Genomic DNA, 24,193 nt, shown 5'->3' on the forward strand with positions numbered 1-24,193 from the left:
GTACTATGAAAAAGCATAAGTAGGGCTCTTCCAATTGAAGTATCACGTATTTTACCACCGATTATAATCCGATTTTGATCACTTAATTGCAGCGATTAAAATCATTAGGTCGCAATGGTGGTAACGATATCGTTTAGAATTACATGAACGATGGATTGAACAGTTTGGAAAGCAGGAATAATAGGAAAAAGAGGCTGTCTCAAATTTATTTGGGACAGTTTTTTTGTTTAAAAAGTCTATGAGATAGATTTGTGTGTTGTTTGTTGGTTATTTGAAAAAGACTCATATGGAGGGGAGAAATGAACAAAAAGTAGCTTTTTAGGCTGCTTTTTTTCTTAGATTTTGTGCTATTGCCAATAATCCCCATTCTATGGACACTTTTTCTTTACCCCGGAGCATAAATCTTCGGAACCCATGGTTCTGTTTAATGTTTGCAAAGACAGGTTCGACGTCACAACACCTCTGTTTTCGTTTAGCTACACCTACATCGCTGTTGAGCAATTGGTATGCCCTGTTCCTGTAAATCTCAAGTTGCTTATTCACCCCGATGATCCTATTTCCCTGTGATTTGTGACAGGCGCCATTCAACGGGCAGTTTGTGCAGTTTTTTGCCTGATACTTTTTGATTTCCTGCCGGAAGCCTGCGGAGGTCTTTTGGCTAAATGTACCTATACAATGCATTTCCTGTCCCATTGGACAGATATAGCAATCTTGTGAAGGATTATAATGTAATTTATCTACAGAAAATGGTTTCTTATCCCCACAGCTCTTTTTCTGTCCTTTGTCAAACATACCATATTTCACATAGCTCTCAATATTTTTTGCTGCCAGTAATGCATAGTTTTCTTCACTGCCATAACCGGCATCCGCGGTAAGGGTTCCCGGTGTTTTTCCAAAGCTGTCCTCATGTTGTTGCAAATGACCGGATAATGTTCTGGTATCTGTGGGATTGGAATGTATGGTGTAATTGACGATGTATTGATTGGACGTGGATATCTGGATATTATATCCTGGTCTGAGCTGGCCATTTTTCATATGATCCTCTTTCATCCGCATAAAGGTGGCATCGGGATCTGTTTTGCTATAACTGTTTCTGTCTCCCAGAGTAGCTTCCTGCTCTTCATATTGTACGATCTTCTCTGGATAGTTTTTGGTTACATAACGCAACTTTGCCTTCATCTTTTTATTTACCGAAGGTTTGTCGGATAAGACTCTGTTCAGCTTATCGACCGTAGCCCGGACTTTTTCGCTGTCAATTGTCGTCAGATCGGGAGGATCCGGGAGGTTGTCCTCCGACTTGGCAATACTTTGGGCGTAGTCCCATATATCTTTTAAGGCAGCTTTCATCTTTTCCTTATTGGTATGGATAGCTTTCTTCCAAACGAAAGTGTATCTGTTTGCATTAGCCTCTATCTTGGTGCCATCGGTGTAGACATCTTCTATGCTTAACAACCCTTCTTCGGCCAGGAGCTTAACAACTTCTTCAAATACACTGCGAAGTGCTTCTTTTAAGCGGACACCACGAAATCTGTTGATGGTATTGTGATCGGGATAGCTCATGCCGCTCAGCCACATGAAGTTGATATTCTCCCGGCAGGCTGTTTCCAGTTTCCGACTGCTGTAGACATTGCTTACATAGCCAAACACCAGAACCTTCAACAGCATTTGCGGATGATAACTGGAACAGCCTTTTATCTTGTAGGCATCCAAAAGACCCTGTATGTTGATACGGTTGATCACATCGTTAACAATACGTACCGGATGTCCTTTGGAGACCAATTCGTCCAAAGTTGGGGGAATTGCCATAATCTGATCCTGATAGTAAGGCTTAAAAGTAGGTCTTTGAGATGACATATATCTTTTTTTGAAATATAAATATATGAAAATCAATTAATTAAATCAAATTAAATATCATGAAATAACATAAAAAAGAGGCTGTCTTTTTGAGACAGCCTCATTTTTAAGTTACATTTCCTTTAAGCTCACCTCTTTCTTTTCGCCATCTTTTTCGATGGTAATACGTTTTTCGATATTAGCCTTATCCACATAGGATGATCTTGCCGTACCATAATTTGTGGTGGAACCGGTATAGCCCCAATAATTGTAATAATTAGTATAACCTGATACGTATGAATAATTGTAAGAATTGGTGAAATCGAAGCTTGCCATGATCACGTAACTACCAGGCATCAGATCTGTAAATTCGAAATGTCCTTCATCGTCGTATACCTTTGCTTTTTTAACAGCATATCCGAAATCAGGATCTAATGGCACTTCCTGAAACTTCTTCTGTTTTCGTATCTTTTTATTGACTTCCAGCCATTCTTCGTAATAAGGAGAGTTGGCGAAGAGTGTGATTTCTGTACCTTTGGGAGCATACTGCTTTTTTGCGGTATTGACGAGACCAGCAAGTTTTTTTCCTGAGCTAGATCTTGCGTAAGCAGTCCCGATGATAATACTGTTCCCTTGAGCTATCTGCTGCGCAGCTTGTTCTTTGTTGAATCTATTTTTAATAGGTTGATAGTCCAGCTCTTCGTTTACTGTAATTTCCCATTTTCCGTTACCCATGGACATCTCACGTTGCCACAGCCTTCGATCTTTCTTATCGACTACGTAATTATAAATGGCACCGGTACTCTCTTCCAAAAGTGTAACTAGCCAACTGTCATGCTTACCCGTTTTTGGGGAACCATAACTGTAGCTTTTTACTTCTTTGATTGTGTAGTCTTCAACGAAAATGTCCGAATTTTTATTGTAGTAGAATTGTGGGATGCGCGCTTTATAACCGAGATCTAAAGGGAGTGTTAAAATCAGGTGATCCATCCAATTAAAATCTACAAATGGCTGAGTCGGATTTAAGCTAATCTTTTTATCTTTTTTAGTTTTCTTTGAATAATAATTACCTGTAATTGTTTCGCCAAAGCTGAGGTTTAGTTTTGTTTCCTTTCCATCGCTGGAATAGCTTATAGGTTTAAGCGTTTTTGCATCGGCAACAGTGGTTCGCATCGATGTCCATGCATAATCCTTGGGAACATAGGTATTAGTTAAAGTCAGCTGATTATTAGCGGCGATAATGTTGTAGGTCAATGACCCTTGTTTATCCCAGTTGTTATCTTTGACATAATAGACAGTGTACAGCGATTTTTCTGGTTTAATATAGTTAGTGTTGATATCGCGACTACCTGGCGTGACGGTTTTCTGACAGATGCCAACAGCGGGAAGTAAACCTACACTCAAAACAAAGGCATATACTTTTATATGTGTGATCATATCGTTAATGGAAAAACAAGTTGTTTTTTATTCGATTTATGTAACTAAGGTAATAAAAAACTTTTTAATTTTTTGTCACTGCCAATTCTTTCAATGGCTTACTGTTTGTACGAATTTGAGGGAATATAATCATGCCAACGATTTACCGCTTAGTGGTGTTCTAGTTTTAAAGCAATTGCTTTTTGTAAAATTGATATTCCATTATTGGCGTATTTTTTATTGTTGCATAGGTGTAAGATATAGTATATGGAGAAACAACAAATCACGACGAAAAAAATAGAAGAATGGATTGCGGAGGGCTATGACATTCTTCAGGATGGAGAGTTAATTAAAGTTGAAGGTGATATACCCGAATTTTTGAAGAAAGTCTCGGAAGATACAGCGGATACAGCACCTAAAACTTATTTATTGAAAGAGCTACTAACTTGGCCGGAGGAAGAGCTCAAAAAAATATAAATAAGGTTAAACGGTGCGTTATTTTGAGTTTCTTGGTGTTTTGCGTTCCTTGAAAACCAATTGAATATGTGTTATATTGCTAAAAACCGTGAATTAGCGTGATAGAATAACCTGAACAGTAGAAGATTTGACCGGTTTAAAATCGGAATTATTCATTATATTTAGGTAACCTAGTTATTGAGATATGTCATATCCTATTCCCGAAAATTTGAAAGGTCTTTCTGCAAGCGAGGTTGCGGCTGCTCGAAATCAATATGGTTGGAATCGATTGAGCGAAAACCATAAAAACACCTGGTTTGAACTACTTGTTGGCATTTTGAAGGAGCCGATGTTGATTCTTTTGATCGTTATCTCCATGATTTATATGCTTGTAGGGAATTATGGAGAGGCGGTATTTATGTTTGCTGCTATTGTTGCAGTCACAACAATATCGTTTTATCAAGATAACCGAAGTAAGAGGGCTTTAGAGGAATTAGAAAAGCTAAATGAACCATTAAGTACGGTCATTCGTGATGGTAAGGTTATTGAAATCCCGACTCATGAGATTGTTGTAGGGGATCTTTGTATTACCGAAGAAGGACGTATTATAAACGCAGACGGCCATATTTTACATAGTAACGATTTTTCTGTTAATGAATCTTCTTTGACAGGAGAGAGCTTTTCCGTATTTAAGGATAATAAATCCGAAGATAACATGGTGTATGGCGGAACCGTTACAGTTTCTGGCCTTGCAGTATTTGAAGTTACAAAAATTGGCAAAGCGACGCGTGTTGGAAAGATAGGCGAGTCTATAAGCAGCATCAAAGAAGAGATTTCACCATTGCAGTTGCAAATTCAAAAGTTTGTAAAAGCAATGGCCGTTATTGGTATCGTAATTTTTTTGTTTGTATGTGTCTATAGTTTTATTAAGAGTGGCAATTTTGTTGCAAGCTTACTAAATGGGCTTACTTTGGCTATGTCAGTACTACCTGAAGAGATTCCTGTTGCATTCACTACATTTATGGCACTTGGTGCTTGGAAACTTATGCGTCAAGGAATTATTATCAAAAGAAGCAGTATTGTTGAGACGTTGGGTAGCACCACAGTGATCTGTACGGATAAGACGGGAACCATTACCCAAAATTCAATGCAGTTAAAATGCCTGTATAATTACGCTAGTGATGCCTCGTATAAACAGGAAGAATTTGGCGATCCAGTGCTGAGTGAACTTATCGATTACGCTATGTGGAGTAGTGAGCCTGTGCCCTTTGATCCGATGGAAATTACATTGCATAACATATACGAAAAAACGCAGCATCCGGACCTTAGAAATGGATTCAGGCTATTTCATGAATATCCCCTGGAAGGCAAGCCGCCGATGATGACCCATCTTTTCGAAAATGGCCATAGAGAAAGGATTATTGCGGCTAAGGGCGCTCCTGAAGCTATTCTAAGCGTTTCAAGGCTTCCCGAATATGAGAAGAATAAAATTAGAGGTATTGTTAAATCCTATGGAGAGCAGGGGTTTCGTCTATTGGGCGTGGGCAAGGCGAACTTCGAAGGCGATAATTTTCCTAAAAGGCAACAGGATTTTGCGTTTGAATTTTTAGGACTGACCGTGTTTTATGATCCACCTAAGAAAGATATTGATAAAGTCTTCGAGCATATCTATGCGGCGGGGATTAAAGTTAAAGTAATAACTGGTGATAATGCTGATACCACGAAGGCAATAGCGGCCCAGGCTGGAATTATTAGCTTAGCTCCGCCAGTCAATGGCAGCGAAATAGTGAGCCGGGCGGAAGATGAAATGATCGCATTAGCGGAGCAGACAACCTTATTTACGAGAATGTTCCCAGATGCTAAATTGGCCGTTGTAAATGCCCTGAAAAAGAAGGGTGAAGTCGTTGCTATGCTTGGCGATGGCGTCAATGACGGACCGGCGTTGAAAGCCGCTCATATCGGAGTGGCTATGGGGGATAAAGGTACTGAAATTGCAAAATCAGCTGCAGCATTAATTATCACGAATGATGATTTAGAAAAGTTGACCATCGGTATAGCCGCCGGAAGAAGAATTTACGCAAACATCAAGAAGGCCGTTCAGTATATCATTTCTATTCATATCCCCATTATTTTAACCGTATCGCTCCCATTGTTTTTGGGTTGGGTATTTCCGCAGATTTTTAGCCCCGTTCATGTGATTTTTCTTGAGTTAGTGATGGGGCCTACTTGTTCGATTGTCTATGAAAACGAACCTATTGAAAAGGACACCATGAAACGTCCTCCCAGGGCGATGAGCGATACCTTTCTCAGTATCAAGGAGCTTGGTATAAGCATTGTTCAAGGGGTTGTCATTACGATAGGGATTCTATTTATTTACCAACTTGCTGTTCAGCAGGGTAATACGGAAGAGAAAACCAGAGCAATGGTGTTTTCAACTTTAATATTTGCGAATATTTTTCTGAGTTATGCAAACAGATCTTTCCACTATAGTATCCTAGAAAGTTTTAAAAATCGAAATTTGTTGTTGTTGGGAATTTCGATCGCTGTGCTCTTATTTTTGGCTGCGATACTATATGTAGCACCCGTGGCCGACTTTTTTAACGTAACAGTGCTGAACGGATATGAATTAGGCATAACCTTCGCCGTTGCCGCTGTATCTGTACTATGGTTCGAGGTTTATAAAATGTTCAGAAGAATAGCCCATCAAAAAGTCGAGCGTAAATGAACGTAAATATAATTTTGGCATCGAAAAGAAGGCTTAATCAAATTGGGAATATTACTGAATAAATTTTGAAGTGATTCCTCTCTTTTTGACATAGAAATTCAGCGCTCGCCCTGCTTCAGTTGGGCGATCTGTACTCAATATATCGGCACCTCGGTCAATAAATCCTGCATAAACTTGAATGCCTTTTTTGTCTGCTTGTTTGTCCAAATTACCAAGTGTGCCCAATATACACATGATACCGTGATCGTGAAGTATCTTTGTCAACTGAGGCTCCGCTTCTCGCGTTCCTACAAAGGCTAATAGTCGATTGTCTGGAATATCTTTTTCATTAAGCCTGGCAAGATCGTTCAAGGTATTAATAGAAGCCGAAATCATTAAGTCGCCAGCGAGACTATGGACTTTGGCTGCTTGGTTAGCGCTGTAGGTAATGATGACCACACTAGATTCTGCGCGTTGCTTACGAATAGCATGGATAACAACTTCATAAGGAACATCATTTTTTATATCTAAGGTGAAAATTACCTTACCTTTTCCCCAAGATAGCGCTTCTTCCAGCGTTGGGATCTGATATGGTGTTATTTTTTTATTATTATCCAATAGACGTAGCTGCTTGAGTTCAGACAAGGTGCTGGCGCTCACAGGTCCTCTGCCCGTCGTTGTACGGTTTAACGTATTGTCATGCATTAATACCAATGCTGAATCTTTGCTCATGCGTACGTCACACTCGATAATGACTGGCTGCAGGCTCGCATTATAAGAAAATGTTTCGATAGCATTCTCGGGGTATCCAGATGTCGGGCCACCGCGATGCAAACTGACCAAAGGATATCGATTATCGTCGTAGGTCAAAAACTGATACAGATCCTCCACATTTTGGAGCTGTATACGTTTGCCCACTGGCAAGCCATCCGTATTGGCTCCATGCCGAAAGCAACTGCTTAATACCAGGCAGATCGATAAGAGGAAATAGTGGGCGATACGAGAATTCATTGTTTATTTATTGTGCTCAATAATCAGATCGGCTAGTTCTTCGACACTGGTATTTAATTGATCGATTGTTAAGTGGGCCTGTGTATAATGAGGCTCTCTTTCGATCAGTTTTTCTTCAATAAATATGCGGAGTTCTTCAGGTGATTTTCCGATCAGAATTGGTCTTTTGTGAAGTTTTGACTGCGAAAGCCTGTCAAATAGTGCTTTGGGAGACATTTGTAAATACACGGCATAACCATTTGCCTTAATCCAATCCATATTGTCGAAGAAACAAGGTGCACCGCCCCCTGTTGAGATTACAGCGGCTTTCTCCGCAAATTTACGCAATTGCTCGCGTTCCAACGCTCGAAATGCATCTTCGCCATATTGGGCGAAATATTCAGTAATACTCATACCGATTTGCTTGACGATCTCCTCATCTGTATCTATAAATGGCAGTGCTAATTTACTGGCAAGTTTTTTACCAAGTGTAGTTTTTCCACTTCCCATATAACCAATCAAAAATATAGGTTTAGGCATAGGTATTATTTGTCTTTACTTAGAAATTCATCTTCTATTGATTTGGCATCCGGGAAATTATTATAATGCCATTTTCCGATTACGTTTCCTCCTTTTAAGAGTAGTACGCCCGGATTTGCTCTGACCATACTTTTTAAAGGAACTAGATCGGCGTAGAATATCTCCGCGATTAATTGCATTTTATCACTCAGATATTGAGCATCTTTCGATGCTGACGCGGTTAATAAGACGACACGGAGTCCGTTGTAATCTTTTGTTAATTGGATAGCTGCTTGATTGATCTTTTGGATGGCATCAATATTGGCCGTCGATAGATCTTTTGCAACGATAATAAGATTGTAGTAAGGATTAGCAATGATTTCTTGTGTGTGATCAGCTCCGTCTGCATCAGTGATTAAAAGATCTGGAATAGGAATATCATACCCCTTTTTGACTAATTTACTCTCAGGTTCACCTATAATTTCCCATGATTCATCTTCCCATAGTTTATCAGCCATATAAGTTTTGTCGTTGACCTTTTTAGTTTCGCCTGTCTTTCTATTTTTCATGGTATAGATTTGCTCAAACAGATCACCTTGTTTGCCTTCTGGCAATACCATTAACGAAGGTAAATTATTGCCAACCTTATAGGGTAAAAAATCAATAAATGGGAGATAGTTTACTGTATAAATGCCGATACCTAAGGAGATAACCGCTGTAATTAGTGTAGCAACAAACTGATTGCCTGATCCCTTGATAATAGATCGCAACTGTTTTCGGTTAAAAAATATTACTAGAATCAACGCTAGCAGCACGAGGTCTTTGGAAAATGATTGCCAAGGCGTGAGCGGGATTGCATCTCCAAAGCAGCCACAGGAGGTCACAACCTCAAAAAAAGCCGAATAGAAGGTTAAAAAGGTGAAAAATAGGATCAGCAGGAGTAGCCCCCAAGCAACTGTATTGGCATACACCCCCAGTAACAATAGTGCTCCTAATAAAATTTCAAAACCACAGATCACGACAGCGATTGCGGTAGCATACTCATTAAAAGCTGTGAGATGAAACACCTCAAAGTATTCCTGGAGCTTATAGCCAAACCCTGTCGGGTCATTGGCTTTTATAAAACCTGAGAATATGAATAGAAGTCCAGTAAAAATTCGGCAAAACCCTAATAGGTAATTTGTTTTGTTGCGCTGCTGTGTCAATGTCATAATCCGGTTATTGTTGTGTTATCCCTAATTTAATCAATGCAAAAACTGCGTAATTGAGCATATCCTGATAATTGGCATGTATACCTTCAGAAACAAGCGTTTGTCCATCATTATCTTCGATTTGTTTCACTCGGTGTATTTTCATTAAGATCAGATCAGTCATGGATGATACTCGCAAATCGCGCCAAGCCTCACCGTAGTCATGATTTTTAGCGAGCATAAGATCTCTCGTTTCACTGACCTTTTCGGTATATTTTTGCTTTACAAAGGTAGGATCCAAATTTTCCTCGCCGTCTTCTCCCAAATCAATTTGAATCATGGCCATAACACAATAATTTATGATACCAATGTATTCGTCAGTAATTCCCTCGCCTACTTTGGAAACTTTTTTGATTTCTAGCGTACGTATACGCTGAGCTTTGATATAAATCTGATCTGTAATGGAAGATAGGCGCATAATTCGCCAAGCTGTTCCATAATCTTTTGTTTTTTTTATAAATAAATCCTGACAATGTTTGATCACATTGTTATATTCCTGAATGGTATCCATATCGTTGATTGAAGAAGACTTGATGAGACAAGTTGTGATTACACTACAAATATAATTAGAAAATAGTACTTCCGACGGTCAAATGAATGTACAATTTATGCTTTGTTGCTAAAATATAGATAATAATTTTGGATATTACCACAATATAAAGTTCGCAGGGTAAAGCACTTGGCAATGCTCAAATACATGGTGTAGATTTTTGTTTTCTATTTTCTAAAATGTTTAATTGATATAGGTTTTAATAGAGTGGATTAGTTTGCCAACTTTAGTTCATAAAAAATATAAATTCATGGATTTTCAACAACCTGTTATTAGGGAAGTAAAGATCATCCGATATGTACAGCCATTTCGGGAGGGGGGGTCTTTACCGGCACTGGTCGATGCCGATGATGGCTTCAGTTATGTCATAAAATTTAGTGGTGCGGGGCAAGGGCGGAAGGCCCTCATTGCCGAGTTAATTGGCGGAGAGCTGGCAAGACTGTTAAAATTGCGCGTCCCCGAAATTGTGTTTGCTGATTTGGACGAGTCTTTTGGTCGGACAGAGCCTGATGAAGAAATTCAGGATCTACTTAAATTCAGTGTGGGTAAAAACCTCGGTTTACATTTTCTGAGCGGAGCCATTACATTCGATGCAAATGTTGACGTTATTGCCGCGGAAGAAGCGTCTAAGATTGTTTGGTTAGATTCACTCTTAATGAATGTTGACCGAACTGTTCGGAACACAAATATGCTGATATGGCACAAAGAACTTTGGTTAATAGATCATGGTGCTGCTTTATATTTCCATCACAGCTGGGATAACTGGGAGGAACAGTCGTTAAAGCCATTTGTTCAGATCAAGGATCACGTACTGTTAAAAAATGCCAGTAGGGTGGGAGAGATCGATGTGGAATATCGTTCACTTTTTACGGAGACGGTATTTCGTGATATATTAGCCGTGGTACCGGATGAGTGGCTGGAAGATTCCGAACGTGAACTTTCGGCGGCGGATGCGCGAGAAGTATATGTTTCTTTCTTGAAACGCCGTGTAGCCAATTCATCCATTTTTGTAAAGCAAATTGAAGATGCCAGAAAAGACCTTATATGAGTACGCTGTGGTACGTTTGATACCACGGGTGGAGCGTGAGGAATTTATTAACGTCGGTGTAGCTCTGTATTGTCGCAAGTACCGTTATGCGAAAATGATTTATTTTGTCAATGAACAGAAAGCGCGGTCGCTTTGTCCGGATATCGATTTGGAAATGATTGAAAATCATCTGTCTTCTTTCCAGCGAATCTGTCATGGGGAAAGAGGTGCCGGCAAACTTGCTGAGCTGGATATCACCGAGCGTTTTCGTTGGTTGACAGCGAAGCGAAGTACCTTGGTCCAATGTTCGGCTTCCCATCCTGGCTTGTGTGAAGATCCAGAAGTAACATTGAGAGCGTTGTTTGAGCGTTTGGTTCTTTAGGTCAAAGCATGTATTCCATTAGCGAGCGGATTTAAAGTGATGGTCAAAGCCGTTAAGTTTTTTAATATAAGGCTTAATCTATAAATATTGTATAGTATATTTGTTTCAATAAATTAGTGAAGATGCATGATTTTTATCAACATATCTATGAGCAGCAATTGGCTGTTTTAGAGATGCCTTCTAATAAGAAGATCTGTGGATGGGCTATCCGAATCTTGGATGTGCTCTTTCCTGAACGAAATTCAGGCAATATGAAATCTGTCGATGACGTGAAGCTCGCTTTTGAGCAATTTGAATTGGAGCTCGAGCAGCTCTTGAGCAAATCCAAAGCTTGTCAAAGCTGCAATCATTCGGACGTAGCGCATAAATTTTTTGAACGGATTCCACAACTTTATGAATTGATGTGCTGGGATGCCGATGCGTTGATGGATGGGGATCCTGCAGCGCAGAACAAGAGAGAAGTCGTGCGTACTTATCCTGGTTTTTTTGCAATCTGTATTTTCCGGATCGCCAATGAACTGCATCGCTTGGGTGTTCCTTTGATACCACGTATATTGACGGAGCATGCTCATTCCAAAACTGGAATAGATATCCATCCTGGAGCAACGATAGGCCATCATTTGCATATTGATCACGGAACCGGACTGGTCGTTGGTGAGACTTGTACTATTGGTAATTATGTAAAGCTTTATCAGGGGGTAACCTTAGGCGCACTGAGTGTGGATAAGGTTTTTTCCAATGTAAAACGCCATCCGACTATAGGTGATCATGTGATTATCTATTCCGGTGCTACCATTCTTGGCGGCGAAACACAGATTGGACATCATTCGGTGATTGGCGGTAATGTGTGGCTCACAAGTTCTGTAGAGCCCTATACCACGGTATATCATCAAGCTACATCAAAGTTTATAGATTCAAAACCAATAAGTTAAATACCATGGGAAATATCATAGATACGATTGGAAATACGCCATTAGTTGAGATTACGCAATTCCATACCAACCCGAAGGTGAAGATTTTCGCGAAAATGGAGGGTAACAATCCAGCTGGTTCAGTTAAAGATCGTGCGGCGCTCAATATGATCCGTTCAGCGATAGAACGTGGCGATATCACGCAGGATAGCAAATTAATTGAGGCAACAAGTGGCAACACAGGAATCGCACTGGCTATGATTGCAGGTATATATGGGTTGAGCCTAGAACTTGTGATGCCGTCTTCTTCTACCCGCGAGCGAACGCTTACGATGGAGGCTTATGGAGCGAAAGTTACCCTGTTGGAATCGATGGAAATATGCCGTGATTATGCGGAAGAAAAGGCGGAAAAAGAGGGCTATTTTATATTGAATCAATTTGCGAATCCAGATAATTACAAAGCACATATCAAGACCACAGGGCCTGAAATCTGGCGTGACACAGATGGTAAGATTACGCATTTTGTAAGCGCCATGGGTACCACGGGGACAATTATGGGTAACTCCATCTACCTGAAAGAAAAAAATGCAGCCATTCAGATTGTAGGTTGCCAACCCACTCCTGAGTCGTCCATACCAGGTATACGGCGTTGGCCGGAGGCCTACTTACCGAAGATTTTTGATCCGGGCAGAGTAGATCGTGTTCTTGATATATCCCAACAGGAGGCAACTGAGCTCGCTCGGGAGCTTGTTAAGCGCGAAGGTGTTTTTGCAGGGATGAGTACGGGGGGAGCTTTAGCCGGAGCACTGAAAATTGCAAATGAAATTGAAGCGGGTGTCATTGTATTTATTGCCTGCGACCGCGGTGACCGTTATCTGAGCTCGGATCTTTTTGGTTAAAAATTACATGAAAAAATCACGGCCCACTAGGAAATTAGGGCAATTTTAACCAAATCTTAGTGGGCTTTTTGGAATTCAGCGTCATGCCCAAAGGTTATGAGGTTGCTGTCGGGGTCCAAAATTGAAAACTCACGCTGACCCCAAGGCTTGGTATCAAGTTTTCCATTGGGGTGTATAGCTACGTTGTTTGCCTGAAAAGATTGATACAAGCGGTCAATGTCGTCTGTACGGACGTACACCATACCATAGTTTTCTTCTGGTGAAAGTTCTTTAAATTCGAAAAAATGGATTTCAATATGGTCTTTTTTTAGCATGAGATAACCCTCGTAATCGACGTTCCCGATCAATGAAAAACCAAGTTTATGTACGTAAAAATCCTTTGTAATGGATTTATCGCGCATGGGTAGTTTGGGGTGAATGGCGGTCAGTTTCATCTGTATATATAAATAAAGTCTCGTTGATTAAATTCTGTTAGTTACTTCTTTCAAAGATAGTTATTTACCGTACCTCAACATAATCATATCTTTTAATAACTGGCCATTTTCATATATGGGCTGCTCATAATTTTTGATAAAAAAGTCTTTACGAATTCCGTATTTAACAAATCCATTTCGTTCATAGAACCGAATTTGTGCTAATCCGCAATCTGCGGTACCTACGATCAGGTTAGCATATTCTTGGTAATTGGCCTTAATAAAATCAAGCAATTGACTTCCGAGTCCCCTGCCTTGGAACGCTGGGGATACGGCGATGTTTTTAATTTCCAATGTTTCTGAATCGGCTGGATATAAACAGAAAACAGCGATAGGCGTTTTTCCATCATATACAACATGCACGAGGGAGTCATAAAGATATTTATCGATTGCATCTACCGTTTCGTCTGCTAAAAGCAACAAATCATAAGGGTATTCCTTATGATTTGTAATATGCTTTATTTGAAAGCCATTTTGCATTGATAGGGATTCGCTAATTTCTTTCGATTTAAAGCAGGGATCAATTGAAATGATATAAAAAGATGACTTCACCTACGTAAGCGGGTTTTGCACTGTCTTTGATTTTCAATGTAGCTTCTATGGTTACTTTGATAACCCCTCTTAAATTGACGACAGACTTTACCAGTGTATGTAGCTGCACTGCATTGTCAACCAAAACGGGCTGTGCAAAACGTAGGTTTTCGATCCCATAATTGATTTCCATCTTGACATTTCTTACTTCAGCAATTTGTTTCCATAAATAGGGAATAAGAGACAATGTTAGATATCCATGAGCGATAGTTGATTTAAAAGGGCTATCAGTTTTTGCTTTTTCACTATCTAAATGAATCCATTGATGGTCGAGTGTTGCATCCGCAAATTGATTAATTTGTTTTTGATCAATAATATGCCATTGGGATTCGCCTAATGATTTTCCTTCAAAGGCTTTGTACTCTTCATAATTGTTAATTATTGTCATATGTAATCTTTTTATCGCGTTTTTTTGTTTTTGTCGGTTCCACTATGTAAGGTGAAGGGAAGACGAATTTGTGGCTAAATATAACTATACTTTTAAGAATCCTAAAGCTATCCTTTATTTAAAAGGTGATGGAGTTATGCGTTTTGTGTATTTGCATACGTGTTTTCTACGTAAGATCTGAAATTTTCTAGTATGGTCTTCCAACCATTACGCTGCATATCAATTGAATTTTCAGATTCAGCATCAAAAATGATATTGATTTCAGTTACAGATTTTTTAGCATTGAAGTTGACTTCAACCTGACGTCCATCAGGCATGACATAGGCTATTTTTTTAAAAGGCTCCAGTGCGGTATAGCTGCCTTCAAAATCAAACCCCATCGATCCATTTTTTGCTTCCATTCTATTTTTGAACTTTCCGCCAATGCGTAAGTCATTGATTGAACTTGTGCAGTGCCAATCATCTGAGGCATGGTTCCATTGCATGATATCTTCTGCCGAGTTATATGCATTCCAGACCGTTTCTACGGGCACGTTGATAGCGGTTTCAATTTTTATCCGTTCCATATAATGTGACTTTGTTTTCTATGTTAATACATGTTTTTTACGTTTATAACAGGTAAATTTGTGTTTTGTTATACCTGTCTCCAGATAATTATTAAGATATAATAAAAAGTGCAAAATGGAAACTTATTTTTGCGCAATTAAATAGTTTCTCTTAAAGTTTGTTACCTTTAAGGGATATAAGACTTAAATACGATTTATATGTCCTTCAAATTCCTTATTATTTCTTTTTTCCTGTTATCGCCAAGTTTGATTTTTGCGCAGCACTATAAGACGACACCTGATGTTGCGTATTGCAAACCTAACGAGCCAGATTCTTATAAGAAAGAACGTTGTAAATTGGATATTTATATCCCGACAGATCGTAAAAATTTTGCTACCATTGTTTGGTTTCATGGGGGTGGACTAGAAGAGGGGAATAAATTTATTCCACTTGAACTTAAAGAGAAAGGTGTTGCGGTTATAGCGGCCAATTATCGATTGAGTCCTAAAGCAAAGGCCCCTGACTATATTGAAGATGCTGCAGAAGCTGTAGCATGGACATTTTCACATATTGCCAATTATGGTGGAGATCCCTCAAAAATTTATGTTTCGGGCCATTCGGCGGGTGGGTATTTGGCTCTAATGGTAGGCTTAGATAAGCAATATCTTGAAAAATTTGGTGTTGATGCAAATCGTATAAAAGGTCTGGCGCCGATTAGTGGACAGACCAATACACATTATACAATAAAGAAGGAACGTGGACAATCGATGGTGATCCCTCAGATTGATCAGTTCGCACCACTCTCATTTGTACGTAAAGATGCGCCGCCCATCCTCCTGATCACGGGCGATCAGCAATTGGAAATGGCTGCACGGTTTGAGGAAAATGCACATTTGGCAGCAATATTGAAGCAGGTTGGACATACAAAAACCTCACTCTATCAGCTGCAGGGCTTTGACCATGGCGGTGTATATGCACCTGCCTGTCTGCTGATGCTTAACTGGATTAGACGAATTGAGAGGTAGTTTTATGTATTTAAATAGCGTGTCAAAATACACCTTATTGAAATATCATAAACAAAAAATAAAATAGTACAATTGGTCATTCAAAAATTCTACCGACATTTACTTCCGAAATAACGTATATAGTTACTTCGCAAATTTCAATCCGTTATGTGGACAAATCGCGGTATCGTATTTATAATCTGTATTGTGGGGCTTTTTTTTGTTCCAAATAGGTTATTTGCCTGCCATGCGTCGTCCGAAAAAAACAGTCAGCAAGAGAAATCATGTTGTCTGGATGAGACGCAAAAGACAAGAGACACAGCAACCGTAGATTGTTGTAAAGATAATCGAGCCGAGTCGGCAGCTTCAGACTATCAGGTAGATGACTGCAGTAAGCGCTGTGGAGAAAAGTCTTGCCGTGTCTCCTTTCAATATAGTTTTATTGTATCAGTTATCGAAGCTCCGCAGATTTTAACGGCGTATACCGATGCTTCAAGCTCCTATGCGCGCTATAAGCAACCTTTTTGTACAGATATATATTTTTCCATTTGGCAGCCCCCTCAGCTCGCTCAACAATAGATTGATAGCCCATGCTATGTCTTTTTGGATAGGTTTTCTGTCCAAGCCCGATTTTTTTAGCTTATGAAAATTCCTTTGGATCTATCGGATTCAATGAATATATGCATTAATTGCTGTATGTGATTTTCATTAGTATTCATTTATATACAATACATCATAATCATGAGATTAATTTCATTACTTGGTTTGGTAATCTCGGTATTACTATCCACTCAATATACATATGGACAGATAAAAAATGCAAAGACAGCGACAGTAAAGGTCTTTGGAAAAACTACCGCTGTTAAAAAGATGATTGAAAAAGTTGGCAGCGATGGACATACTGCGATCGTTGACTGGGATCCGACATCTAAATTAGCATTTATTACTTATGATCCTTCAAAAACAAGTGCTGACGAGGTTCTAAAGCGTATAGCATTGGCAGGCTTCGATAATGAAAGGTTCCTGGCTCCAGATGATGTCTATGCGGAATTGGCGAAAGCTGAGCAATATGAACGCGTGCTAAAACCAGTGTCAAAAAATCGATCTGAACAGCAGGTCGATCATAATAAGCATAATCAGGGTGTCCAAACAGCAGCTAATGCTTCCCATGTTCACCCTTCGAAGATAACGGAACCTGGAAAAGAGAATACAGCGTTTGGCCAGTTGACAAACTATTATTTGGGTCTAAAAGATGCTTTGGTGAAGACCGATGCACAGGGGGCTGCAGTCAAAGCCACCGCGTTGAAAGAAGCGATCAAAGCCGTCGATATGAATAAACTTACTCCTGCCGAACATACGGTTTGGATGAAAGTGATGAGTAGCTTAGCAGCTGATGCATCCAGCATCGCCCAAACTAAAGATGTGGCTAAGCAACGCATGACTTTTGCTTCTCTTTCAAACGCTTTGCATGAACTTCTGAAGGTGAGTAAATTGGATGGACCTATTTATTATCAGCATTGTCCTATGTATGATAATGGAAAGGGTGCACAATGGCTCAGTAAGGAGAACACGATAAAAAATCCTTTCTATGGGGCGCAAATGATCAGTTGTGGAAGTACTGTAGAAACATTAAACTAATCGCCCGCCTATCAAATATTTTTCGAGGTCGATCCACCAGTATAGGGTAGGACCTATGTGTAACGGAATACTAATTAAGTAAGTGAATTAAGATGAGTAAAAAGTGTAATATATTCACCGTTGTTCTACTATTGATGGCACAACTGACGGTGCTAGCCCAGAAAGTGGTTCGGCATGACCTTTATGTACGGGATACAATTGTCAATTATGCCGGCAAACCAAAACGGGCAATCGCTGTAAACGGACAGATTCCGATGCCTACCCTGACTTTTACAGAAGGAGATACAGCGGAGATTGTTGTTCACAATGAGTTAAAAGAGAGTACCTCGCTACACTGGCATGGTATATTTTTGCCGAACAAAGAAGACGGCGTACCGCATTTGACGCAGGAGCCGATAAAACCAAATTCAACTCACACCTATCGCTTTCCGATAATCCAGCACGGTACACATTGGTATCATTCGCATTCCGGCCTGCAGGAACAGATCGGTATGTATGGTAGTCTTATTCTCAAAAAGCGTGCAGACGATAAGACTTTCCGGAAAGGAATTGATGATTTACCCACGATTCCCGTCATATTAAGTGAATGGACAAATTACAATCCAGACAATATTCAGCGGATGCTGCATACAGCAAACGATTGGGCCGCGATAAAAAAAGGTTCAACACAATCTTACGTTGAAGCTATTCAAGAAGGAAAGTTTAAGACGAAAGTCACGAATGAATGGAAACGTCAGCTTGCGATGGATGTCAGTGATGTTTATTATGATAAGGTCTTGATGAACGGAGCTCATTCCACAGATTTAAAGTCGGTGAATGGTAAAGCTTTAAAAGCAGGAGATAAAGTGCGTTTACGAGTTTCCAATGGTGGTGCTTCGTCTTATTTTTGGCTGCGCTACGCAGGTGGTAAAATTACTGTTGTTGCCAATGATGGGAATGATGTGTTACCGGTGGAGGTTGATCGATTAATGATTGCCGTATCGGAGACTTATGATGTCATTGTAACAATCCCAAATGAAGGTACAGCTTATGAATTCATGGCAACAACAGAAGATCGAACACAATCTACAAGCTATTTTATCGGTAATGGCATCAAACAGTTGATTTCCCCACTTCCCCGTCTTAAATATTTTGAAGGAATGAAGATGATGAACGACATGATGAAGATGAATGGCGATCTCAATGACATGGGCATGAAGATGAGTCTGAATCAAATGGATATGAATGTGGTGATGTATCCCGAAATTACAGGTGATGGAAGGAAAAACGAAGATCACAGCAAACATAGTGGTATGGATCATGGACAAATGAAGATGGAAGAAGATCCTAATCGTTATAATGCCAATTCATTGGGAAATATTGTCACGCTAAACTATGCGATGTTGGAGTCTCCTCAAGCGACCGAACTGCCTAAAGAAGCGACGATACGAGATCTTAAATTTACGCTTACGGGAAATATGAGTCGTTATGTATGGAGCATGGACAATAAAATTCTCTCTGAAACGGATAAGATACCTGTAAAAAAGGGAGAGGTATTGCGTATTACCATTTATAACAATTCGATGATGCGTCATCCCATACATCTACATGGCTTTGACTTTAGACTGTTGAATGGAAAAGGATCAAAAGCACCATTGAAAAATGTGGTGGATATCATGCCAATGGAGACGGATACGATCGAATTCTTAGCAAATAAAGAAGGTGATTGGTTTTTTCATTGCCACATCCTGTATCACATGATGGCTGGGATGAATCGCGTGTTTGCTGTGGATGATTATAAAAACCCCAATCTTCCAGACAAAGCCAAAGCCTACAAGGAATTGCAAATGGAAAGTAATATGACCCATTTTATGGCGCAAAATGATTTTGCGTCCAATGGAAATGACGGTCAGGCCATGTTTCAGAATGCGCGTTGGCAGCTCGGTTCCGAATGGCGATTAGGGTACAACGATATGCATGGCTATGAGGTGGAAACCCACCTAGGAAGATACTTTGGGAAGATGCAATGGTTTATGCCATTTGTAGGTTTTGATTATCGTTATCGCCGTATGGGGGAGGATAAACATGAGAAAAATATTTTTGGACAAGCCAATAAAAAAGATAGTCGCAAAGCTTTGAGTCTAGGTTTTATGTATACTCTACCCATGTTGGTCAACTTTCAGGCGGAGGTGTATCACGATGGCATTGTCAGATTGCAGCTGATGCGAGAAGATATTCCGATCTCCAGAAGGATCCGTGGTGATTTTATGGTCAATTCAGATCGAGAATATATGATGGGATTAAACTATGTCATCACCAAAAATATGGCTTTTAGAACGCATTATGATAGTGACATGCGTTTTGGTGTGGGCTTGTCATTAAATTATTAAGGGGGGTAGATCAGCATAGGCGAAATCGCTAGTGTGGAAGTAGAACGGCTGACTTTTACTAGAAAATAAAAAAATGCCAGAAATTATCAATTTCTGGCATTTAATCATAGTGTGAATTTTATGACGACAAAAGTTTTAATACTTAAATCATCCATTTAAATAGGCTGGCTCCCCAAGAGAAACCTGCACCAAAGGCGGTTAACATGACTAAATCACCGGTATTTAATTTTTTAATGTTTTGCCAGATACATAATGGAATTGTTGCAGCAATGGTATTTCCTAGGTATTCGATATTACTTAACGCCCTGTCTTCTGGTATATTAAGACTACGTCCAACGGCATCAATGATGCGTTGATTGGCCTGATGTGGGATTAACCAATTGATATCTTCAATCTGTAGGTTGTTCCGTTGCAAAACCGTAGTACACGCATCACTCATAGACTGTACAGCATGCCTGAATACAGTTTTACCATCTTGCTTCAGAAATCTGTTGTCGTTTACAGGAAGATTGTTGTCGATTGGATACAAAGAACCGCCGGCTTCAATTTTTAAAAATTCTTTTCCCGCTCCGTTGCTACATAGGTAGGCATCCATAATTCCACCTTCTAAAGATGGTTCAAGCCATATCACGCCAGCACCATCCCCAAAAAGAATATTGGTTGAACGGTCTTTTAAATCTACATAGGTACTGATATTATCGGCGCCAACAACAAGTACGTTTTTGTAACGTCCTGTCTCCACCAAAGCAGCAGCCATATCTAAGGCATATAGAAATCCAGAGCAAGCTGCGTTGACATCAAATGCCCAGACATTAGTAAGCCCTAATTTTTCTAAAATGATATTTGCTGTTGCCGGCATAGGCATATCAGGTGTAGAAGTCGCTACAATGAGCGCATCTACATCTTTTAGGTTTTTATGATATTGTTCTGCCAGATCTTTTATAGCATTTACAGCCATATCTGATGTGGCAAGATTCTCTTCTAAAATTCTTCGCTCCTTAATACCTGTACGTTTGATAATCCATTCATCGGATGTATCGCAAAACTGTTCTAAATCTGTATTTGATCTCTTATTCGGTGGAATATATCCGCCAATACCGGTTATTGCGGCATATGGCCTGCTGGGTATTCTCTCCGTCATAAATTAATGTACTCCATTCTCTCTTATTGTATTGCTATTCAATTGCAATAGCTTTGTGCTTTTTGAGCTGTAAAACTACGGTTAATTTATGCGATTGATAAGTGAAAAAAAAGATTTTTGACAAAATAATTACCTTTTACCAACACTTTTAACTGTTTTTTACGTATTGCATATACTAATCTTCTAAATGGTTTTAATGAAGCGAAATTAAATGTTGAATATGTTTGCTTTTTCAGAATTTTAATCTAATGTCGTCCGTCCAAATTGGAAAATGGTCTAGTCGAACGACCCGGTGGAATTGTTTGAATTTAAGATTTGCCTATTCCAACAGTTCGGCAAGAATCGTGATTCCTTCTTTAATGAAAAAAGGCGATCTGTTAATATCCACCGTTAAATTCCAAGGTCTAAGCATGAGTCTATTGTATCGGGTAATTGCTCAAATATACAATTGTTCTGCTGGATTAAAGTACATTCGATAGATGGCGCATGATCGGTGCCGAGCTATTCTATTTAAGATGAATTGTTTCGTTTATTGTGTTTAACGGCTGGACTAGGAATAAATAACCATCTTGGACTAGGAATGAAAGGAGATTTAAGTTGATTTTTGAGTTTTACTAATTCTAAGTCATTCATGAAACCATTTCCCGTTTTTGAGAAAGTTGATATTGCGATCGAACGAGCCCTTGGCTCTTTTGTTTACGATAAACAGCAGCAGGCCTATTTAGATCTCTATGGCGGTCATGCCGTTATTTCTGTTGGGCATAGCCATCCGCATGTTGTTGAGCAAACTATACAACAGATGAAAAAGATCGGATTTTATTCAAATGCAGTTACAAACGATCTTCAGGATCGTCTGGCTGAACGTCTAGGTAGCGCCTGTGGTTATCCGACCTATGCTGTCTTTTTTAGTAATTCTGGTGCGGAGGCAAACGAAAATGCGCTTAAGTTGGCTTCATTTCATACGGGGAGGAGGAAAGTACTGGCGATGTCCAATGCATTTCATGGGAGAACTTCAGCTGCGGTTTCGGCAACGGATATCCCGTCAATTCGTGCACCATTCAATGAAAGTGAACAATTTGTCTTTACACCTTTCAACGAGATCTCCAGTTTGAAAAAACAATTGGAAACAGAAGAATACTGCGCTGTAATTATTGAACCTATTCAAGGCGTTGGGGGCATTCATGAGGCAAGTCCTGATTTCTTGCAAGAAGTGAGATCAATTTGTACAGCAACGGGTACGTTGCTTATTTTGGATGAAATTCAATGTGGGTATGGACGTACAGGGCTTTTCTTTGCACATCAGCATGCCGGGATAGAAGCCGATCTGATTACTGTTGCCAAAGGAATTGCCAATGGACTTCCCATGGGAGCCACGATTATTTCTCCAAAGATAAAGCCTGTGATGGGACAATTAGGGACTACTTTTGGTGGCAGTCAGGTGGTGTGCGCGGCGGCTTTAGCAGTATTGGATGTTATCCAAAACGAACAATTGATCGGCAATGCGGCTGCAGTGGGTGAATTTTTGTTAACAGAGCTGAAGACAATAGCTGGCGTGAGTGAGGTGAGAGGCCGAGGCTTGATGATTGGCGTAGAATTTGAAAACGACATTAAACAACTGCGGGAAGAACTGCTGTTTTCTGAAAAGGTTTTTACGGGGTATGCCGGACGGTATACGCTACGTTTGTTGCCCCCGTTGTGTTTTACCCGGAACGACGCAGATACTTTTTTGAAGAGTGTGCGGAAGCTTGTACACAAAGTTAAATCATCCTACTAACGATACATTGATTGATTGATTTTTTAAAAATTTCAGAAGGGAATCCTTAAAATTACCTGTTGCCTTTTGATAAATGTCATAAAAGAATTAATTTCAATTCATCGTTTTGATCAATACTAGCTTATATTAAAATTCATGAAAACAATAAAAACTTTGCCAACAGCGGGTTTAGTAAGTATTAAAGAGGGCAAATTATTATTAGCGTATAGCAACAATAGAAAGGCATGGTATCTGCCAGGTGGGAAGATCGATGTGGGGGAGGAAGTGCTGCAGTCCCTTCGTCGCGAGATTTTGGAGGAGCTAAATATTAATCTGGACCCGGATAAAATTTCCTATTATTGCCATGTTACAGCCCCGGCATATGGGATTGTTCCGGAGGTGGTCATGGAACAGGAGTGTTTTCTGTATCCATTAACAGAGCAGATCGAACCCAGTAATGAGATTGGCGCGGTTCGTTATTTTTCACACCAAGAATACCTGGAAGAGCCTATCCAGGTCATTGGCGTTTTGCATGTGTTTGACAAGTTGAAGGCTGACGGATTGATTTAAAAACCTGTCGCTACTAGATGCCGTAGCCTTCATTGAGGCAGGTTACACCTTTTGTGTCTTTTAAAGGAATAATTTTCTGGCTTTTGGTATCCATACGCCATGCCTTGACGATTTTGTCGAAATATTCTTTGCTTTCATCGACTTGGCTAATGGCTATAATTTCACTGTTTGGCTTGTCACCTTGCTTGCAGTTGCATAGGCTGAGCTGCTCGTTGGACTTCAGTTTTTCGATATTGATGGTATCCAAAATCTTGTATTTGACTTTACCTTTACCTGCTTTTTCATCGGGTAACACTTCCTCTAGAATACAGATGCCATTTTTGGCATTTGTAAAATAGCCGGCAGCAAAACGATAGTCGCCCTGTGCACGGCTGTCGGTTTCAATAAGCGCGCCAGTTGTGTAGGTATAAGATTTTAATTCAGCAATTTCATTAATCTCCCTGAATACCTTACCATATAAAGGATTTCGTTGAACATTCGGACTGTTGAAACTGTACCAACAGCAGATTGATAGCAGTGCAAATGAAATAATTAGTGTATGTTTCATGGCGTAAAATCATTAATTACGGTATTAAGATAATAATTCTCTTTGTTATTTTAATGCATGTTTTAATTAAAACTCTATTTTGGTCGACTAAATTTTCTAAACGTAATTGGTGGTTCTTTCTATTCTCTGCGGCCTGTTTTTTAAAGAGCCGTTGGGATCGATCGGCATTAATTGATGCATGGTTTCGTTAAAGTCTATCTTGTGAGGTAGTTTGCATACGCTTTAAAATTTTTCAC

24 protein-coding genes are annotated in these 24,193 nt (G+C 39.7%); 12 read left to right on the forward strand and 12 right to left on the reverse strand.

The window, feature by feature from the left end:
• Positions 1-318 precede the first annotated feature (318 nt).
• Both VXM68_RS09700 and VXM68_RS09705 read right to left on the reverse strand, forming a co-directional pair.
• Positions 319-1,854 (reverse strand): IS1182 family transposase, encoded by a 1,536-nt coding sequence (locus tag VXM68_RS09700; protein ID WP_367209531.1) that lies wholly within the window; start codon positions 1,852-1,854, stop codon positions 319-321.
• A 111-nt stretch (positions 1,855-1,965) separates the two neighbouring features.
• On the reverse strand, positions 1,966-3,270 hold the full coding sequence (locus VXM68_RS09705) for a hypothetical protein (RefSeq protein ID WP_367211128.1): 1,305 nt from the start codon (positions 3,268-3,270) through the stop codon (positions 1,966-1,968).
• A gap of 246 nt (positions 3,271-3,516) precedes the next feature.
• Here VXM68_RS09705 and VXM68_RS09710 point away from each other — a divergent pair, with 246 nt between their 5' ends.
• Both VXM68_RS09710 and VXM68_RS09715 read left to right on the forward strand, forming a co-directional pair.
• Positions 3,517-3,726: a hypothetical protein gene (locus tag VXM68_RS09710; RefSeq protein ID WP_367211129.1), complete on the forward strand. Its 210-nt coding sequence runs from the start codon at positions 3,517-3,519 to the stop codon at positions 3,724-3,726.
• Between the two features lie 184 nt (positions 3,727-3,910).
• Positions 3,911-6,430: a cation-translocating P-type ATPase gene (locus VXM68_RS09715; protein ID WP_367211130.1), complete on the forward strand. Its 2,520-nt coding sequence runs from the start codon at positions 3,911-3,913 to the stop codon at positions 6,428-6,430.
• A gap of 51 nt (positions 6,431-6,481) precedes the next feature.
• Here VXM68_RS09715 and VXM68_RS09720 read toward each other — a convergent pair whose 3' ends face one another.
• From VXM68_RS09720 to VXM68_RS09735, 4 genes are read right to left on the reverse strand one after another with little or no spacing between them, the layout of a single operon-like run.
• A complete protein-coding gene (locus tag VXM68_RS09720; protein WP_367211131.1) occupies positions 6,482-7,420 on the reverse strand; it encodes a glycerophosphodiester phosphodiesterase family protein in 939 nt (312 codons plus the stop codon).
• 3 nt (positions 7,421-7,423) lie between these two features.
• Entirely contained in the window at positions 7,424-7,939 is a 516-nt protein-coding gene (locus VXM68_RS09725) for a shikimate kinase (RefSeq protein ID WP_294185682.1), read from the reverse strand.
• Between the two features lie 5 nt (positions 7,940-7,944).
• Positions 7,945-9,129, reverse strand: coding sequence for a BT_3928 family protein (locus tag VXM68_RS09730; RefSeq protein WP_293954115.1), 1,185 nt, complete (start codon positions 9,127-9,129; stop codon positions 7,945-7,947).
• Positions 9,130-9,136: 7 nt separating this feature from the next.
• The gene (locus VXM68_RS09735; RefSeq protein ID WP_367211132.1) at positions 9,137-9,679 is read right to left on the reverse strand and encodes a DUF1599 domain-containing protein; all 543 of its coding nucleotides are present in this window, start codon (positions 9,677-9,679) and stop codon (positions 9,137-9,139) included.
• Positions 9,680-9,968: 289 nt separating this feature from the next.
• On the opposite strand from VXM68_RS09735, the gene VXM68_RS09740 reads away from it, so the two are divergent.
• The 4 genes from VXM68_RS09740 (at position 9,969) to cysM (ending at position 12,937) form a co-directional block, all read left to right on the forward strand.
• Complete coding sequence (locus VXM68_RS09740; RefSeq protein ID WP_367211133.1) at positions 9,969-10,766, forward strand: HipA family kinase; 798 nt, start codon at positions 9,969-9,971, stop codon at positions 10,764-10,766.
• Entirely contained in the window at positions 10,744-11,127 is a 384-nt protein-coding gene (locus tag VXM68_RS09745; protein WP_367211134.1) for a DUF3037 domain-containing protein, read from the forward strand. The genes VXM68_RS09740 and VXM68_RS09745 overlap by 23 nt, the downstream gene beginning before the upstream one ends.
• A 122-nt stretch (positions 11,128-11,249) precedes the next feature.
• Positions 11,250-12,059, forward strand: a complete 810-nt coding sequence (locus VXM68_RS09750; protein ID WP_367211135.1) for a serine O-acetyltransferase — start codon at positions 11,250-11,252, stop codon at positions 12,057-12,059.
• Positions 12,060-12,064: 5 nt separating this feature from the next.
• Positions 12,065-12,937, forward strand: coding sequence for a cysteine synthase CysM (gene cysM / locus VXM68_RS09755; protein WP_294185687.1), 873 nt, complete (start codon positions 12,065-12,067; stop codon positions 12,935-12,937).
• Positions 12,938-12,993: 56 nt separating this feature from the next.
• Here cysM and VXM68_RS09760 read toward each other — a convergent pair whose 3' ends face one another.
• From VXM68_RS09760 to VXM68_RS09775, 4 genes are all read right to left on the reverse strand, one after another.
• Entirely contained in the window at positions 12,994-13,371 is a 378-nt protein-coding gene (locus VXM68_RS09760) for a VOC family protein (RefSeq protein WP_293954127.1), read from the reverse strand.
• A gap of 60 nt (positions 13,372-13,431) precedes the next feature.
• Positions 13,432-13,962: a GNAT family N-acetyltransferase gene (locus VXM68_RS09765; RefSeq protein ID WP_367211136.1), complete on the reverse strand. Its 531-nt coding sequence runs from the start codon at positions 13,960-13,962 to the stop codon at positions 13,432-13,434.
• Positions 13,931-14,389, reverse strand: coding sequence for a MaoC family dehydratase (locus VXM68_RS09770; protein ID WP_367211137.1), 459 nt, complete (start codon positions 14,387-14,389; stop codon positions 13,931-13,933). The genes VXM68_RS09765 and VXM68_RS09770 overlap by 32 nt, the downstream gene beginning before the upstream one ends.
• Before the next feature lie 134 nt (positions 14,390-14,523).
• Positions 14,524-14,955, reverse strand: coding sequence for an SRPBCC domain-containing protein (locus tag VXM68_RS09775; RefSeq protein WP_367211138.1), 432 nt, complete (start codon positions 14,953-14,955; stop codon positions 14,524-14,526).
• A gap of 198 nt (positions 14,956-15,153) precedes the next feature.
• On the opposite strand from VXM68_RS09775, the gene VXM68_RS09780 reads away from it, so the two are divergent.
• The 4 genes from VXM68_RS09780 to VXM68_RS09795 all read left to right on the forward strand — a co-directional run bounded on the left by VXM68_RS09780 (position 15,154) and on the right by VXM68_RS09795 (position 19,946).
• Positions 15,154-15,960 (forward strand): alpha/beta hydrolase, encoded by an 807-nt coding sequence (locus VXM68_RS09780; RefSeq protein ID WP_367211139.1) that lies wholly within the window; start codon positions 15,154-15,156, stop codon positions 15,958-15,960.
• 147 nt (positions 15,961-16,107) lie between these two features.
• Complete coding sequence (locus tag VXM68_RS09785) at positions 16,108-16,518, forward strand: hypothetical protein (RefSeq protein ID WP_367211140.1); 411 nt, start codon at positions 16,108-16,110, stop codon at positions 16,516-16,518.
• 162 nt (positions 16,519-16,680) lie between these two features.
• Positions 16,681-17,577, forward strand: a complete 897-nt coding sequence (locus VXM68_RS09790; RefSeq protein WP_367211141.1) for a DUF3347 domain-containing protein — start codon at positions 16,681-16,683, stop codon at positions 17,575-17,577.
• Positions 17,578-17,669: 92 nt separating this feature from the next.
• On the forward strand, positions 17,670-19,946 hold the full coding sequence (locus VXM68_RS09795) for a multicopper oxidase family protein (RefSeq protein WP_367211142.1): 2,277 nt from the start codon (positions 17,670-17,672) through the stop codon (positions 19,944-19,946).
• A gap of 142 nt (positions 19,947-20,088) precedes the next feature.
• Here VXM68_RS09795 and VXM68_RS09800 read toward each other — a convergent pair whose 3' ends face one another.
• Positions 20,089-21,087: a beta-ketoacyl-ACP synthase III gene (locus VXM68_RS09800; protein ID WP_367211143.1), complete on the reverse strand. Its 999-nt coding sequence runs from the start codon at positions 21,085-21,087 to the stop codon at positions 20,089-20,091.
• Between the two features lie 631 nt (positions 21,088-21,718).
• On the opposite strand from VXM68_RS09800, the gene VXM68_RS09805 reads away from it, so the two are divergent.
• Positions 21,719-22,861: an aminotransferase class III-fold pyridoxal phosphate-dependent enzyme gene (locus VXM68_RS09805; RefSeq protein WP_294185693.1), complete on the forward strand. Its 1,143-nt coding sequence runs from the start codon at positions 21,719-21,721 to the stop codon at positions 22,859-22,861.
• 135 nt (positions 22,862-22,996) lie between these two features.
• The gene (locus VXM68_RS09810) at positions 22,997-23,410 is read left to right on the forward strand and encodes an NUDIX domain-containing protein (RefSeq protein WP_367211144.1); all 414 of its coding nucleotides are present in this window, start codon (positions 22,997-22,999) and stop codon (positions 23,408-23,410) included.
• Between the two features lie 13 nt (positions 23,411-23,423).
• Here VXM68_RS09810 and VXM68_RS09815 read toward each other — a convergent pair whose 3' ends face one another.
• Positions 23,424-23,957 carry a hypothetical protein gene (locus tag VXM68_RS09815; RefSeq protein ID WP_293954145.1) on the reverse strand — a complete coding sequence of 178 codons (534 nt, stop codon included), beginning with the start codon at positions 23,955-23,957 and terminating at the stop codon, positions 23,424-23,426.
• Between the last annotated feature and the right edge of the window lie 236 nt (positions 23,958-24,193).

The organism is Sphingobacterium sp. R2 (assembly GCF_040760075.1).
Taxonomy (GTDB): domain Bacteria; phylum Bacteroidota; class Bacteroidia; order Sphingobacteriales; family Sphingobacteriaceae; genus Sphingobacterium.